General features: G+C 39.2%; 13 protein-coding genes and 1 riboswitch. Of the genes, 5 read left to right on the top strand and 8 right to left on the bottom strand.

Annotated elements, in window-relative coordinates:
* Position 1 precedes the first annotated feature (1 nt).
* The 3 genes from NXG61_RS00380 to NXG61_RS00370 are packed head-to-tail and all read left to right on the top strand — an operon-like array spanning position 2 to position 2145.
* Positions 2-925 (top strand): homocitrate synthase/isopropylmalate synthase family protein, encoded by a 924-nt coding sequence (locus NXG61_RS00380; RefSeq protein WP_196605713.1) that lies wholly within the window; start codon positions 2-4, stop codon positions 923-925.
* Between the two features lies 1 nt (position 926).
* Entirely contained in the window at positions 927-1706 is a 780-nt protein-coding gene (locus tag NXG61_RS00375) for a homocitrate synthase (protein ID WP_196605712.1), read from the top strand.
* The gene (locus tag NXG61_RS00370; RefSeq protein WP_231038674.1) at positions 1687-2145 is read left to right on the top strand and encodes an Lrp/AsnC family transcriptional regulator; all 459 of its coding nucleotides are present in this window, start codon (positions 1687-1689) and stop codon (positions 2143-2145) included. The genes NXG61_RS00375 and NXG61_RS00370 overlap by 20 nt, the downstream gene beginning before the upstream one ends.
* A 188-nt stretch (positions 2146-2333) precedes the next feature.
* Here NXG61_RS00370 and NXG61_RS00365 read toward each other — a convergent pair whose 3' ends face one another.
* Positions 2334-4052 (bottom strand): methyl-accepting chemotaxis protein, encoded by a 1719-nt coding sequence (locus NXG61_RS00365; RefSeq protein ID WP_196605711.1) that lies wholly within the window; start codon positions 4050-4052, stop codon positions 2334-2336.
* Positions 4053-4126: 74 nt separating this feature from the next.
* Positions 4127-4217: riboswitch (cyclic di-GMP riboswitch) on the bottom strand.
* Between the two features lie 295 nt (positions 4218-4512).
* On the opposite strand from NXG61_RS00365, the gene NXG61_RS00360 reads away from it, so the two are divergent.
* Positions 4513-5430, top strand: coding sequence for a LysR family transcriptional regulator (locus NXG61_RS00360; RefSeq protein ID WP_196605710.1), 918 nt, complete (start codon positions 4513-4515; stop codon positions 5428-5430).
* A gap of 98 nt (positions 5431-5528) precedes the next feature.
* A complete protein-coding gene (locus NXG61_RS00355; protein WP_196605709.1) occupies positions 5529-7307 on the top strand; it encodes a GGDEF domain-containing protein in 1779 nt (592 codons plus the stop codon).
* 98 nt (positions 7308-7405) lie between these two features.
* On the opposite strand, the gene NXG61_RS00350 is transcribed toward NXG61_RS00355, so the two are convergent.
* The 7 genes from NXG61_RS00350 to pelF all read right to left on the bottom strand — a co-directional run bounded on the left by NXG61_RS00350 (position 7406) and on the right by pelF (position 17164).
* Positions 7406-7717, bottom strand: coding sequence for an HU family DNA-binding protein (locus tag NXG61_RS00350; RefSeq protein ID WP_196605708.1), 312 nt, complete (start codon positions 7715-7717; stop codon positions 7406-7408).
* A 226-nt stretch (positions 7718-7943) separates the two neighbouring features.
* Complete coding sequence (locus tag NXG61_RS00345) at positions 7944-8933, bottom strand: Gfo/Idh/MocA family protein (protein WP_307222879.1); 990 nt, start codon at positions 8931-8933, stop codon at positions 7944-7946.
* 109 nt (positions 8934-9042) lie between these two features.
* On the bottom strand, positions 9043-10938 hold the full coding sequence (locus NXG61_RS00340; RefSeq protein WP_196605706.1) for a fructose-1,6-bisphosphatase: 1896 nt from the start codon (positions 10936-10938) through the stop codon (positions 9043-9045).
* A gap of 246 nt (positions 10939-11184) precedes the next feature.
* Positions 11185-12174 (bottom strand): endo alpha-1,4 polygalactosaminidase, encoded by a 990-nt coding sequence (locus NXG61_RS00335; RefSeq protein ID WP_307222876.1) that lies wholly within the window; start codon positions 12172-12174, stop codon positions 11185-11187.
* An 11-nt stretch (positions 12175-12185) separates the two neighbouring features.
* Positions 12186-14234 carry a hypothetical protein gene (locus NXG61_RS00330; protein ID WP_432748955.1) on the bottom strand — a complete coding sequence of 683 codons (2049 nt, stop codon included), beginning with the start codon at positions 14232-14234 and terminating at the stop codon, positions 12186-12188.
* Entirely contained in the window at positions 14212-15687 is a 1476-nt protein-coding gene (pelG, locus tag NXG61_RS00325) for an exopolysaccharide Pel transporter PelG (RefSeq protein ID WP_307222872.1), read from the bottom strand. The genes NXG61_RS00330 and pelG overlap by 23 nt, the downstream gene beginning before the upstream one ends.
* A 61-nt stretch (positions 15688-15748) precedes the next feature.
* Positions 15749-17164, bottom strand: a complete 1416-nt coding sequence (pelF, locus tag NXG61_RS00320) for a GT4 family glycosyltransferase PelF (protein WP_196605702.1) — start codon at positions 17162-17164, stop codon at positions 15749-15751.

The raw sequence follows: 17164 nt of genomic DNA, 5'->3' as shown, positions 1-17164 counted from the left end.
TATGATAACAGATGCTACTCTGTGTTATGTGGACACTGCATCTAAGTGGCAGCAGAAGCTGATTTTAAAATGTCTGGAGAGACTGCCTGTAGATGCGGTGGAAATGACTGTTCCTGTATGGCAAAATATAGCCGATATGGCAGTTCTTCCTGCTCAAAAATATATTCTGCGCATAAATGACTATGAAGATATATGGCATTATAAAGGGGCTTATCGTTATGTATTAACGGCAAAGGAATATGCTGCCGCAAAAAAACAGCTGATCAGGCAGAATGTTTACAATGCATCAGGAAAAAAGATTGAAACACGGATTATTGGTTTGACACGACTGTCTGTTCTTGATATCGAAGCGATATTCACACATTGGAGTGGCGAGCAAAAACCAGTTTCCTTTGAACCATTCGATTCCCTCAATCAGGCAACTGCGCTTGCTTTTGCATGGCATAAGCGCGGACAGCAGGCGGTGACGTCGTTTTGTGGAATAGCCGATCATGCTCCTTTGGAAGAAATACTACTGGCGGCTCATCTGGCAGGAATTGTACCAATGAGAGAAAAAATGAACTTTAGATTATTGAAGAAGATTGTATCTGCAGTTTTAGGAATATCCATACCTGTAAATAAACCTGTTATAGGTGATGCCATATTTGCCGTGGAATCGGGTATTCATGTTGACGGAATAATGAAAAATCCGCAGCTTTATGAACCTTATCCACCGGAATTCATCAATGCGAAGCGCCGTATTATTTTAGGCAGTACATCGGGCAGGAAGGCTGTGGAGGTCAAGCTGAAAGAACTCAAGCTCAGCTGTCGCAGATTGGACACAGCTGCTATTCTTGAAAAAGTAAAGGAAAAATCACGTATCTTGTGCCGCTCGCTAACAGATAAAGAATTTTATGATCTGGTAGAAATGATGGGACGTGTTTGAGATGATGGCTCCATATATTCATATTGTTGATACGACGCTGCGTGATGGTACTCAAAGCCCTCTTATTATGTTCAGTGATAAAGAAAAAATTGCTGTGGCCAAAATGTTAGATGAAAAAGGCGTTTATCAGATAGAGGCAGGTATCCCGGCCATCGGAAAAAGTGAGCAGGAAATCATAAAGAAAATAAAGCAAGTCTGCCATAATGCCCGCATAGCAGTGTGGAATAGGCTGAATGCCGATGATATAAACACTTCTCTTGCATGCAATGCTGATATAATCCATATAAGCATCCCGGTCTCATACAGGCAGATACACGAAAAGCTGAAGAAAGATGAGACTTGGCTGCTGCAGGAAATAGATAAAGTTGTCTATCCGGCAACAGGCAATAAAGCAGAAGTTACTGTCGGCATGGAAGACGCATCAAGAGCGCAAATGGATTTTATGCTGGCAGTAGTGCGTAAAGTAAAGCAATTTGGCGTTGGCAGGGTGCGATTTGCCGACACGGTAGGCATTATGACGCCCCTTGCCGTGCATGAGCAGATCAGCAGGCTTATACAGGAAACGTCTATAGATATAGAATTTCATGCGCACAATGATCTGGGCATGGCTGTGGCCAATTCAATAGCAGCCGTACAGTCCGGTGCTTTTTTCATTGATACTACAGTAAATGGCATAGGGGAACGCTGCGGCAACTGTGATATGGACAAATTCATTTTTGCCGCTTCATCAATATTTAACAGCGATAAAAATGAGAGGGTTAATGGTGAAGAAAATGGATAAAACAGATAAAGCAATATTAAAGAATTTGCAAAAAAATGCGCGGATGACAATTTCCGATTTGAGTGTTGCTATTTCCTTGTCAATGCCGGCAGCCAGCGAGAGGCTGCGCAAATTGGAAACCTCAGGAGTCATAAAACAATATACAGTAATATTGGATCCGGAAAAAATAAACAAGCATTTGATGGCACTCATGTTTCTGCGCTTTGCCAGCACTACGGCCGGTGAAGAATTTGCCGAATATGCAAAAACAGAACCGGAGATAAATGAATGTTATTATATCACAGGGGATTTTGATTACTATTTGAAAATAATAACGGAAGATGCACGTACGCTGAAATCATTGCTGTCCAGGATAAAAAATCATCCGGGATTGGTAAAAACTTCCAATCTTGTTGTTTTATCGAACATAATTGATAATGTTTCGGCCCTGTCGGATTAATAAGATTATTTATTATACTGTAAAGTCAGCGGTGTTTGAAGGAAAGAATCACTGAGTATCAGTGTTACGGAAAAGAAAAAGCCTTTGATCGATCAAAGAAGAAATGTGCCGTAGGAAAAAGATCATTGAGAAAATATATAAAAATACCCTGCTGGATAAAAATAATCCGCAGGGCGTTTTGCATATTATCAAACCTTAAATTCCTGAACCATAGCTTGCAGATTTTCTGCTAATTTTGCCAGTTTACCGCTGGCTGAGGCTATTTCTCCCACAGTGGCTGATTGTTCTTCAGTGGCTGCTGATATATTCTGTGTCTCATCAGAAGCCTTTTTGCTTTCTGTGTCTATGGAATCGACGGCATCAACAACATTTCTTGAATGCTGCGTTACTTTATCGACTGATGCAGATATTGCCAATATCTGTTCAGTCATGGTCTTTACCATATACAGTATCTGCTCAAAGTTCTTTCCGGTATTGGCGACGACAACGGTTCCGTTGTCCACTTCGTTTTTGCTGTCATTCATATAATTTACGGCACTGTTCGTCTGCTTCTGAATCTGTCCTATGATCTCGGTGATTTGTTTTGCCGCAGATTGGGATTGTTCTGCAAGCCTTCTTACTTCTTCGGCCACTACAGCAAAACCTTTTCCTGCTTCGCCGGCACTGGCTGCTTCGATCGCTGCATTCAGAGCCAATAAATTAGTTTGGCCGGCTATACTGGAAATAACATCAACAATCTGACTTATTTGTGCAGATCGTGCATTGAGCTCTTCGATAACCGCGGCTGTATCATTTGTTTTATTTTCAATGATTTTCATTTGATCCATAGCCTGCTGGATGGACGCTTCACCGTCATTGGCCGCAGCTGCGGCTTTCTCAGCCGAATTAGCGAGTGTTCTGGTATTGGATGAGACTTCAGTGACTGCAGCAGAAATGTGTTTTACAGTACTGCTGGCCTTATCGGTCAGTTCAAGCTGCTTCTCCGCACCGCTGGCGACTTCTGTAACGGAATTTGCGACCTGATCGGAGGTTTGTGCGGATTGATCGGCACTTGCTGAAAGCTCCTCCGAAGATGCTGCCAGCTGTTCAGCTGAATTATGTATCTGCTTGATAAGTTCACGCAGCTTGCTGCGCATTGTTCCCATTGCTCTTCCCAAGCTGCCTATTTCATCATTATAATAATGTGAATTATCGGCAGTATTTTTAAAATCTCCGGCAGAAAGTTCGTCAACTTCTTCCATCAAACTATGCAACGGTATGGAGATGTAACGGGAAATAAGCAATCCCAGACCTCCCGATAAAATTATTGCTGCTAAAGTTATTATCAGGGTTATATTGTCATTTAAAGAAGCAATTTTATTGCCAAGTTGATTCTCCTGTTCGGCCAGCTGATTTTCGTAATTGGATAAATCATCAAGGGTTTTATTGATATCAGTCAGATGCTGAAGAGCGTTTTTCTTGAAATAAAGTATGGCTTCTTCTTGATTACCAGCCACCGCCATTGAAATAGCAGTTTGCCATGCTTCACGGTATATTTTTGTATCTGCCTTAATTTTTTCTATATCATTTTTTTCGGTCTCATCGAGAGTGCGTTGTTGAAATTTATCTAAAAAGTCAATATATATTTTCTTATGTTCCTCAAGTGACCCCAGCAATGTCTGCTGTTCGGCAGAATCTCTGGACGCAAATATGGAATATGTTATGGCTTCATTTCGTCTGCTTTCCGCCCGGGCCGAATTTAGCAGCTGAATAGGCTGCAATCTGTCTGTATACATGATATTGAGTTTTTCTGAGAGTATCTGAGTCGAATAGTGACTGGTATATCCTACAATAATAAGAAATATCACTACTGAAAAGATTAAGAGGCTCAATTTGGACTTAATTTTTAGGTCAGCTAATCGTTTCATAAATTTGTCTCCTCCGATAAGTATTTTTTGTTTGTCTAAAATTTGTGCACATGAAAAAAGCTGCACAAATAAATTTATGCAGCCTGGCGATCAGTGCAAATATTTTATCAGCACAGACCCATAGCTTTGCGTCCTTATTTTTCAATAAGTTTGCCCATAATATCTTATTACAGCATACAATGAAAGATGTAAAGAAAATCCCCGAATAGGCCCGCAAAAAAAATGTTGATTTTTTTGCATGAACTATGGACTATTTCTACATGGCGGGAATAGTCATATTACCTGAAAAACCACATCTTATATATTACTATAATATTTATTATTTTTCTAGAAAATTTTACATAAAATATAATATTAAAAAAATATATTATATTGCATTGCACATAAATAATTTGTATTACCATAGCTTAAATGATATAATTCGATAAAAACAATAGAAAAAATGATATGAGGATAAAATATGACTCTGAGACATATGAAAATTTTTATCTGCGTCTGTGACGAGAATAATATGACAAAAGCAGCAGCCAGGCTGCATATGACACAACCCTCAGTGAGTCTGGCTATCCATGAAATGGAAATTTACTATAAAACTGTTCTGTTTGAGCGTTTGGGACGCAGATTGTTCATTACAGAAGCAGGAAAACAGCTTTTGATATATGTACGTCATATAGTGAATTTAAATAAGCAGATTGAAACCACTATGCAATGCTATGGTGTTCAATGCAGTCTGCGTGTCGGAGCAAGCATGACCATAGGTGAGGCAGTTCTGATAAATTTGCTGGAAGAAATGCGCAAAAAAAATAAAAATGCTGAAATATTATCAGAAATACATAACACAAAAGAATTAGAAAATATGCTTTTGAAAGATGAATTGGATATAGCTATGGTAGAAGGGAGAATCCGCTCGGAATATTTAATTGTTCAGCCATTCATGGCAGATGAACTTGTTTTTATCACAGCAGCACATAATAGTATTCTCGAAAAGAAAGAGATATCATTGGAAGATGCTGCGGAACTGAATTTTTTTGTCAGGGAATCCGGCAGTGGGACGAGAGAACTGTTCGAGCAGATGATGCAGTCGCATAATAAAAAAATTAAAATCGCCGGTGTTTACAATAATGCTGAAGCCATCAAAAAAGCAGTCATTGCCGATCTGGGAGTGAGTGTTATTTCACGCAGGATAATCGGACCTGAGTTGGAGCAGGGGAAACTGAAGGTATTTTCAGTCAGTGATGTTATTTTAAAAAGAAGTTTCAATATTGTCTATCATAAAAATAAATATATTTCTCCATTATTAAAAAGCTGGATAAAAATTTGTCACGACTTTGAAGGGGCGGTATTATCTTCCCTCAATGCGAAATCTGCCGAAAAATAAATTATTTATCAAATAAATAACAAATTTATAACAATCGCATAATAAAAATCCTTTAAACTGAACGGAGTACCAGCTAATCGGGAGGAGAAGGTTTATCTTTGAATGAAAGTGGCGAGTTGAAGATGATTCTGGAAAATAAACTTATAACACCAGTGTATCAACCTATCGTTGCCTTAAAAAATGGGGAGATTTTTGCCTACGAAGCGCTCAGCCGGGGACCGGAGGGCAGTCCGCTTCATCCGCCTGATGCACTTTTCGCACTTGCCGAAAAAGAGAAATGCTTGTGGCATTTGGATTATCTCTGCCGTAGCCTGGCCATAAAAAATGTGGAAAATATTCTGGGCAGTAGAAAATTGTTTTTAAATGTAGATGCGCGAATTTTATATGATCGCAATTTTCATCAAGGGTCTACGGCGAAATTTCTGCAGCAATGCAATTTGAATGAAAGGGATATAGTATTTGAAATAAGTGAAAAAACAACAGTTGATGACTATAAATCCTTTTGCGCTGTATTGGAAAACTATCAATGCCAGAATTATAAAATAGCCATTGATGATGTGGGCGCAGGTTATAGCGGGCTGAATCTTTTGGCGCAGATAGCGCCTCAATTTATAAAGCTTGATATCGGCCTTGTAAAAGATATAGATAAAAACCATATCAGAAAATCTATTGTCAAAGCTTTAGTCGGTTTTGCCCATTCTGCCAATATAAAGATAATTGCAGAAGGAATAGAACGCAAGGAAGAACTGAATATTCTTATTGAGCTGGGTGTCGACTATGGACAGGGTTTTTTTCTGGGACGGCCAAAACCGGAGCTTTTGGAACTGGAAGAAAGTATTGTGTGTTATATTCGTGAAGTAAACAGGGAAAAAGAAAATTTTCGCTTAAACACGCTGCTGAATATGACTATCGGTGAAATAGCATCTAAGCAGACGACCTTTTCTTCCGAAACGATGGGACATGTTATTTTGGATTATCTTCGTTCCATGCAGGAACCTTTGGATGTAATAATTGTGGATGAGGGTATTCCGGCAGGAATATTGAATTATAATATGTTTTATCAGCATCTTGCAACTAAATATGGCATATCGCTGTACAGTAATCGTCCCATCCGTTTGCTGATGAATAACAAACCCTTGATTGTTGATTATGAGACCTCCATAGAAGAAACATCCCAACAGGTGCTCAACAGGCAGAACGGATGCACATATGATGCCATCATTGTCGTAAAAGACAGTAAATACTACGGAACGGTAACTATAAAAAAACTGCTTGAGGTCACCACCAAATTGGAGATAAACCGTGCCCGCCATGCCAATCCGCTTACGGGACTGCCCGGGAATAATGTGATAGAATGGACCCTGGCTGCTTATTTGGAAAAATTTATACCCTTCGCGGTCATTTACATCGATATAGATAATTTTAAGGTATATAATGATGTTTACGGTTTTGAATCAGGGGATACGGTGCTTATAGCAACGGCCAGGCTGCTGCATGAAACACTGAACAAATATACGAAGAAATTTTTTCTCGGACATATAGGCGGTGATGATTTTATAGCGTTTATTCCCGCGGATGAAATATCAGAAGTATGTAATATGCTCATAAAAAATTTTGATATGGAAAGTAAAAATTTCTATTCGGCCAAACACCGAATGGAAAAATATATCGCTGCTGCCAACAGGAATGGGCAGATAGAAAAGTTCCCGCTGATGACGGTCTCTCTGGCCGTTTTAAGAATAACCGGTAAGGATGGCCTTACCTCTACGATATTGGCATCGAAGGCGGCTGCCGTAAAGAAAAAATGCAAGGCGATTCATGCAAGTACTTTTATAATAAATGATTATGGTAATATGAATTTGAAATTACCGCAATAAAACAGAGGCTTAATATCCGCTTGAATATAAAAAGAAGAAAACTCCCTGCAATTGATTTTACAATCAGATGCAGGGAGTTTTCTTCTGAGCATGCGAATTTATTTTTTAGCTTTTTTGGTTTTTTTAGCCTTAGGTGCAATATTTATTTTTTCTTTAAGTTTTTTCCCTATTTTAAAAGTTGCTGTTTTTGATGCAGGGATTTTTATTTCGGCACCGGTCTGCGGATTGCGGCCTTTCCTTTCGGCACGTGCTTTCACTTCAAAAGTGCCGAAGCCGATAAGCTGGACATTGTCGCCTTTCACAAGGGATTCTTCAATGGTTGCCAGAACCGCATTTAACGCTATTTCTGCATCTTTTTTAGTAGTCTCCATTTTTTGTGATACTTCAGTAACTAAGTCTGCTTTGTTCATATTATCCCTATCCTTTTCAAAAAATTATATTTTATACACTATTTTACCATATAAAGATAGTTTTTTCCTTATATATAATGATAAATTTATATAGAATTTTATTATTTTCAGGGCTTTTGAGCATCATCGGATTCATGCAACCATTATACTGCTTTCCAGAGTATATTGTAAGGCTTTTTCAGAGATTTAAATAGAATTTTACAGGATACAGATATGTCTGTGCTGTCTATAAGATTTTTTTATCTTTTTCTTCCGGATAGTATAATTGCCACTCATCACGCATTCCTGACATCATATTCATAACATCAATAGTGTCACTAAGACGCAGTATTTGAAAATCACCCTTTACAGCTTCTTCCATATCTTCCATTTCATATTGCAGAGCACGTTGTCTGTCCCCTTCTCTGATCACTGTTTTTTCACCGGATTGTGCATCGACGATGACCGCTTCGCAGGCACGCGGATATTCCATGATTTCTATATAGCATTTCTCACAGGAAATCACTGCCCTTTTAGGCTGCTTAGAATGCAGAGATAAGGAAATCACTGCCATTTCCCCCTCTGCGTTTGTCATGACTATCCCGGCCTTTTCATCGACACCTGTGGGGGCATAACGAACTTGGGATATAATTTTGTCAGGTTTTGATGCCAAAAATATTCGTGCAAGCGAAAGGGCATAAACACCTATGTCCAACATGGCGCCGCCGGCCAGATTTTTATTGAAAAATCTGTTTTCCATATTATATTCTTTGAAGCTGCCAAAATTAAGCTGGATGAGATTTACCCGGCCAAACTCTCCGGTTTTGTACATATTTGCTAATTTTTTATAAAGGGGCATATGATAGATCGTCATAGCTTCACCGAGAATGACCTTGTTTTTTTCAGCCAGCTCCACTGCCTCACGCAGTTCAGCGGAATTAAGCGTAATTGATTTTTCACATAAAACATGCTTGCCCGCGGCAAGAGCTTCCCTGAGAAAATTGATATGGGTATTATGCGGAGTGGTTATGTAGATGATATCCACCTTATCATCATGGAACATATCATGATAATTTTCATAGATATGCTCTATACCATATTTTTCTGCAAACAATACCGCTTTACTGTAAGTGCGGTTGCCGACAGCGTAGACTTTTTTCCCGGCATTTTTCAATGCGGATGCCATTTCATTGGCGACAACGCCTGTTCCCAGAATTGCCCAATTTATGTTTTTCATTGTGTTACCTCCCGCGTTTACACTAAGATATCTGCGAAGCTGTGCCGGCAGATATTAAAACTATCTTAATTTTAATACAGAAATGGAAAAATAGCTATATAGAATATTCTTATTCCAATGGTTTTAATATCCCGTTTTTATAGAGCAGCATCAAATGATACAAATCGTTTATCTGTTCCTGGATTTTTTCACCTTCTTCAGTATCGGCGATGGTTGTCTGATAGCTTTGCACCTCAACTGATTCAGATACTGATTCGATATCTTTATTATTCATAATAGCGGCTTTTACGTTTGTAAAATCACGATGCTCTATCAATCTCAATCCGCGGGAATTTGAAACAAGTGTAAATCCTGCGATGCCTGTTTTTTTGTGATAAGCCCGGCAGAAGCCGCCGTCGATAACAATAGCTTTTCCCTTTGCTTTTATAGGAGTCTCACCGTCCTTTACCTTTATCGGTACATGTCCGTTGATAATATGTCCGTGATTCGGATCCAAGCCAAATTCCTGCAATAATTGTTCACAAAACCAATCTTTGTCATAATAGCGAAAATAAGCGTCGGATGGTTCTTCCCAAAGACTTTTATCCTTTACAAAAATACGTTCGAATGTTTTCATTTCCCGTCCGGAGACGGGTGAATTTATTCCGCACCATAAATACCACATAAAGTCTATAGTGAATTGATCTTTTTCACCAAAATAGGCTTGCCGTATTTTTTGTTCCACATAATCCAAATAGGCTCTGCCGCTGTAATTTTTTCCTTCTAAATGAATACTTCTGAAGCGGCCTTCATCATCAACAGGAACACATCCATGGAACAGTAAATTCCCATTATAACATTTGTACAGACTGCCCTTTTTGTAAAGAAACTGAATATGCCGCTGCAGTTGTCTGCTTTCTATGAAAGATGACTGGAGACCTCTTATGATCTCGTATTCTTCTTCGGTTAAGCTGAAGGGAGCAGACGGATCTATTGTTGGGAAATAGTCAGTCTGCATTTCATATTCTTTCTTATGAGAAAGAAAAAAATGTTCCTTATAATTTATTTTATGCAAAAGAAGGCGTTCTTGCATAGCAAAATCCGGATTCCTTTTGATGATAGCGGCCTCCTGCTTGAAAAGAATAACAGCTATTGCCTTTTGAGCCGCTTCGATGGGGTTGTCATGGGGATACATTCTTGCCGCAAACAAAAAAAGAGGGCGGACACTTATAGCATAACCTCTTTCAAGAACCTCAATGTTATTGTATTTCAATGTTATGCGTACGACCTCTGCGATGCAGGTTTCACTGCCGCAAGCGGCTCCCATCCAAAGAACATCATGATTTCCCCATTGGATATCGATACTGTGGTGTTCCATCAGCATATTCAAAATAGCATCAGGACGTTTGCCGCGATCAAAAAAATCACCCACAATGTGAAGTCGGGCCACGGCCAGTCTTTTGATTAATACAGTAAAGGCAAAGATAAAATCATCGCCGCTGCCTATACTGATAAGTGTATCAAGCATTTTCTGCCGATAAACACGGGGCACATAATCGGCATCCGGCCGGCCGCGCAGCAGCTCGTCGATTATTGAACCATAGCCTTCAGGAATAGCATTATTGATTTCGCGGGGCTGATATTTATATGACATAAATTTTGATAAATCAAGAAGATTTAAAATAGTCTTTTTATAATATTCGGGAGAAAGTAAATTTTTCTTTTTCAATGTCGTTAATTTTTCCAGCGGATAATATATAAGAGTACAAAAATCTGCCTTCTCTTCATCAGACATTTTTTCTGTAAAAACTTTGTCTACTTTTTCTTTTATTACGCCGGAACAATTATTCAATATATGAAAAAACGATTCATATTCACCGTGCAGATCACTCATGAAATGTTCAGTCGGTTTTGGCAGACTCAAAACACCGTTTAAATGAATAAGCTCAGCGTAGACAGATTGACGGGTCGGATATTTTTCAGACAACAACTGCAGGTATTTATACCATTGTTCTTGTGCAATCATTTATTCATCGACTCCTTTTTATGCGCGTTCTCAAATCAAGTTACCAATGTGTTATTAAACATACCATTTTATATCAGTAATGTAAAGAAAACATTGATTAAATGAAAGTATAAAAAGAATGAATGAAGAAAAATATCCTTTTCCGTCATTGCAAAGCACGCTGGCGAATTCTGCCGGCAGTTCCGGAAATATAGAGTGATTTGCAGGCTAACAAAAAATATGCTTTAGGGAATCTTTGCGATTATTTCATTCAAAGTTTTGATAGCCGTCCACTATGTCCAGAAAAGCTCCGTCGAAACCGGCAGATATGATTTTATCAAGATAAGCGTTTTTGGTACCGTAAATAATTTTCTGCCATTCCTTACGCCAATATTTTACAGGATAATTACCCTGCCATTGGTCGTTCTTAGTGACTATCCAGTCAGGAAGTTCCTCATTCCATTGTGTCTGCCAGTAGTATCTGTAGTCTTCTGCCTCACCTATACTCATATATGAATACACAAGACGTCTATGGCCGTCGGTTTTTGTTTTGAGATAATTTAAGTCTTCTGAGGATAACGGACTGCCATTATAGTATAAATCGATTATTAGAAGATCTGCAGAAGATGTTTTTAATTTTGACAGGTAATCTGCTTTATCAGTAAATTTTTCAGGGTTGAGCAGAATGATGAAGGACTTGACGGTATTCAGTGTATTTATATCACGATTTTTGTCGTTTTTTTCCAGGCTGCCGTATTCCAGAGAGGTCAGCTCTTTATATCGTGCGGGGAATGTGACGATATGTTCCGCATTATTTTTTTCTATTGCTGTCAATGCGTTTTGTTTATCATCTCCGCAGTAATCGACAGAAAGGATGAGCTTATTATTGCTGTGAAGAACAGCAATAGAATCAGTTATGTATTTTTTTGTTTCGACAGACGTCTGTACACCGCCGTTGTGATTGTCATCCCATGTGTATTGAGAACCTTCTATCAGTGCGCCGTCTGCCGCACCCAGAAGCTGCCCGGCGTAGCCGGCAGGCACTTCGCTGCTCTGATAAAGTTCCAGGCCGTTATTGGTGATAAAACCAAAGTCATGTTTTTGGTTTTTAGCGTAAGAAGATATATCGCTAATGAAATCAATCATTTTTGTTCTGTAAAAATACGGAGAATTTTCTGCTGCATCATTTGCTTTGCATTCTGTGAAAGGGATCGTCAGCGAAAGTAACATTATACAGATAAAAAATTTTCTTTTCATATCCGTTCCTCCTAAAAGTTCCTGTTATAGCTGAACATTAAATTTATACCTTTGTATGATTGTGTGCTGTTGCCGCTGTCTTTCATATAAAAATCTTCTAATGAAACAGAATAACTGTTTTTGTCATTGAGGATCTTATTATATGACAGTTTCAGAGAATATCTGTCTCTGCCTGAGAAGGCCAGTTGTGTGACAGGATCATAATCGCTGCCTATGCTGTGCATACCGTGAAACATCAAGCGTAACTTTTCTTTAGCGGAAAGTTTTTTCTCTATGCCTGTGCCGTAAAAGATACGTGTCTGGCTGCCGGATGCAGTTGTGTCATCATAATAGTCCGGTTTGGCGCTGTAAGCCAGCCAAACATATGATGGCCAGTTATAATTTTTCGTCAATTGTTTGTTATATGTATTGCGCCATTCAATACTGCTGCCGTCCCTATAGGAGAGGTCACCGTCCTGACTTCTGGCGGATTTGTTGAAAAACATCTGAGATAAAAATTGCTCTCCTTCGGCTGCATGCAGCCAGCCGATATTTCCTGTAAATTCTGTGCCGGGATTGATGCTGGTGTTGTTGTAATTATAACTTCCCTTGAAATTTATACCGCCGCCATAGAGTATATAATTTATATCATTGACTTTGTGTTTGACACGTATGGAGGGAGTGATCTGCCAACCGTCACCGAATCTGTCATAAGGGACAAGATCAGTTGACATTGCAGTAGTGCTTCGCAGATTGTTTTTTCCTGTAGGGATGTTTATATCCATATTGTAGGTAACTTGATTTATTTCACTAAAATTGCGGATGCCCATGTGCAGGTCTGTATCGAGGAGACCGCCGGCACTGCCGTTATTGCTGCTTTCATTATTTGATCTGAAAGTTCCTCCGCTGAGACCAAATTCAAACTTTCCTATGGCTGCGCTGTAATCTGTCCGATTAATATATTGTTTTCCCTTGTGGCCGGTGCCGTCGTGCCATGTGTAAAATTTGGCCGAAGTTTGCAAACTGCTGTAATTTTGATAGGGATTAAGCAGTTCTTTTATGGAGAAGATATCATCGGCAAGATTCTTCCTGTTTTCTATGTATTCGGTAAGATATCCTGTCAGTTCATGTTGATCCTGCAAAAGAGCAGCCAAATATTCATTTTGTTCTGATTCGTCTTTTGTAAGTTCAGCAACGTCTTTTTGGGCATCATCCCAGTCGGTTTTGGCGTCGTCGCTTGCAGCGATGATATCCTGCAATTCGTCCATGCGGCCCTGCGCATTTTCAAGTTCGCTTTCTGCCTGTGCAGTACGGGATGCGGCATCGGCTGCTGCCTGTTCCTGAACAGCATCATTCTCTTCACTTTCATCTTGGACAGTGCTGCCGCTGTCGGCTTGAGATTGACCGCCATAAAGCTGTTTATTTATTGTATCAAGATAATTTTCATCATAATTATATTCCTTCAGTTTAGCCTCTATTTCTGATGGTACGCTGCCGTTTCCCTCTTCTGCACGACCCGCTATAGCCGTAGTGTTGTTTGAGGACACGGATGAAATGCTGTTGATATGATTTTCATATGACACGGCTGCTTCATATTCTGCCTGATAACGGATAAGTTCTGTTTGTAATGCGGTTGCTTCATCAACGGCGGAAAGCGCTTTTGCATAGGCTTTTAAAAAATTGTCATAGGCAGTATCTTCTTGCTGCACAGCTGTCTGAAGATTTTTTTGGATGGCAGTTAAATCTGCCTGTCCTTGTGTGATATTCACAGAATTATCTGCTAAGGATGATTGAGTGGAAGTAATATCCAGTTCAGTTTGCTGTAAATCTTTTTGTGTGCTTTGCAGAGCAGCTTCATTATTTTTTCTGTCAGTTACTGACTGTGCCTCATTTTGAATGCTGTCTATAGTGTCTTCACTTTCATCCACAGCAGATACAGCGCCTGGATTTCCTGCGGCAGATGCGCTGCCGGCCGGTAAAAATAATCCTAACGGTATGATCGCGTAGAAGATTGAGCTTCGCATCCTCCTATATAAAATCGAAGAGGCAGTTTTTACATCAGCCTTTTTGTGGTTGTTCAACGATAACACCTTCCCTTTTACCGCAGATAAGCTTTTCATAAATGATAGTAAATATGCCATTGTCCCGGTTGTGATATACCGGCCTTTTACAAAATATGTAATAGTCTATATTTTGCATGTAGTTATCCAGTCTGTATACAGCTGCGGGCAGCATAATAAAGGAGGTTAAGAAAAATCCTGTGCCAAAGGTCGTGCGTCCCATATGCAGACTGACCAAGTTGGAAATTATGTTAAGTGCCAAAAATGATATGCATAGTACCATGGCACCGCGTCTGTCTTCAAAATAAAACAGCAGAATGATGATTATCTGCATTAAGGCACAAGCGTATGCTCCGGTAGAGACAACCTGATAGATTGATATGGCTTCATAATTCAAGCCAAGCAGCGGGAGAAGATAATTGCCGGCAACTATGAACAAAAGCGTGATCACCAGTTGAAATTCAAATATATTGCGCAGTTCCCGCCACATCGTGCCAATCATTTCGATTTTTGCGGTTTCAATATCGGCGGCGTTTCCTTTATTTGTAATATAATTAAAGTAACGTGCATATTTCGTATAAAAATTTGTTTCGGTTACTACAACAAACATTACCATTACTGCCAGTGAAGACATAAATGCAAAAAATGTGGCAGTATCATATGACGGAGCATAGATATATGTACCGGAAACCACTGTCTGCATTTCACTGAACCAAAAAATTATATTGGGAATGTACATTCCTAAAGTAACAGATAAATTGGCAGTAAATAAACTGCCATAATTGTCAAAATAGGGGAGAAATCCCAAATAGTCATTGCTGGATGTTGTGAAATATTTCTTTATTTCAAACAAGAGCAAAATATTTATCAACAGTATGCCTGCATTCATACAGATCATTGCCATTGAAACGGTATCCTGGAAATTTATATATAGAGCTAAAAAATTGAGAACTATTGCCACGGTAATACCGATACCGTAACAGCGTACGATTTTGGCAAAATCCTTCAGTGCGCTCAGATAGACACCTAACAACCATAACATGATCATTTGCATAAAGAAAATAAATGTGAACAATTTCAGGATAAGATCAATTTTGGCAAAATAAAAAAACAGAGCACCGGGTATGGCAGCGCAAAAAAGAGCTATGCTCAATATACCATACATTGAAGGGATTATATCATCATATTTTTTTATGTAGAGCTTGTCAGAAATATAGCGAGTTATGATCATATTGAAGCCGCTGGAAAATATATGAGAAAAGATAAAGGGATAAATAACGGAAACAACGTATAGCTCCGATAAATAAAAAGGCTTATCGAATATTTTCAGCATCAGCTGAATGGATAAAATCATCACTGTCATAAGAATAAAAGGACCAAGTGTTACCATGATTGTATATGAAAAAGCTTTGCTGTAACCATATACGCTTTTGTCTGCAAATAATCGTTTTAACTCGAAACCTATTCCAGCCAATTGTTTATCTCCTTTTCATCCGGCAGCCTTTAAGCTGAGTCGATTATATCAGTTATTTTTTTTAATTATAGCTGCTGTAAAGATTTTTAAAATTTGTTATGAACTCCTCATACGTATAGTATTTTTTCACTCGCTCACAGCCAATTTCTCCCATGCTTTGACGCAGTGAAGGGGTTTGGGCCAGCAGAAGAAAGCCTTTTGCCATAGCTTTGAAATCCATCACGGGAACGATTATTCCCGCCTTGCCCAAGTCATCATCGTAACTTCCGTAAAGCAGTTCACGGCAGCAGCCTACATCTGTTGAAACAAAAGGCTTCCTGGAAGCCATTCCTTCCAGTATAGCCAAGGGCAGCCCCTCACTTATACTGGATAATGCCAGTACATCTATATCATCCAGGCGTGTCAAGATATCAACTGCACCTGTAAATTCTACGCTGCTCAGATTAAGCGTTTTTACCATATTCTTACAGGAGTCAAAATATTCGGGGTCTTCTTCACAGTTGCCCATAATGATAAAGCGTGCATTGGGAATATCACGACTCAGCATATAAAAGCTGCGAAGCATGGTGATGATATCTTTTATAGGCACTATGCGGACGATAGCGCCGACTGTAAAAGGACGTTTTCCACTGTAATCGGAGGTGACAGTGCTGAAACGGTCAACTTTTGCTCCGTTGGGTATTATAAGAATTTTTTTTTCGTCGCAGCCAAGAGCCAGCTCTACATTTAGATTTCCCTCTGAAAGTGTCGTCACTGTGTCTGCGTGTTCATACGATAGATTAGACAAAGCATAAAAATATTTGATCCAGACTTTTTTGAAATCGCCCTCAGCCCAGCTGCATTTTAATATTTCTTCTTCTCTTTCTCTTGAATAGATACCGTGTTCGGTCAATAAAAATGGTTTGTTTTCCAGTAAAGAAGCCATTGCTCCTATGACACCGCAATAACCCGCGGCAACACTGTGATAAAGATCTGCCTTAGGATAGTCTTCCTGCAGCAGATAAAATAACGGCAGAAGCATGGAACGTATTGTCCAGAAATAATCCGTAAAGGGCAGGTACGGAAATTTGTTTTTATAAACGGTCATAACAATATCGTAGAAATCCTGGCACATAAAAATTTCCATAAAAGTATACTTTTTTTTTGTTTGACGAAAAATGCTCAAGAGCATTTTGAAATCGAATTTATTTACACCCTTCAGCAGCTCCTGCAAGGATTTTTTCTGTTCGTCGCTTAACTTTGCCCTTACTTTAGTAGGTGCTTTTAAGTGTAATATGCTGTCGAGAAATGTTTCCTGTACCTTTATGACATTGTCAGGCAACTGATATTTGAATTTGCCTCTGTCTTTCTCTTCCGCGCCTATTGAATAAATTATAAACTGATGTTCCGGCATGCCCTGTATCAGCATATGGATCCATGCTGATACGCCGCCAACCACATATGGATAATTACCTTCCGTCAAAATGCAAATTTTCAT

This window comes from Pectinatus haikarae, assembly GCF_050916305.1.
In the GTDB taxonomy this organism is placed as follows: domain Bacteria; phylum Bacillota; class Negativicutes; order Selenomonadales; family Selenomonadaceae; genus Pectinatus; species Pectinatus haikarae.
The sequence above is the reverse complement of the archived record's forward strand: the minus strand, read 5'-3'. Positions and strand labels throughout refer to the sequence as shown.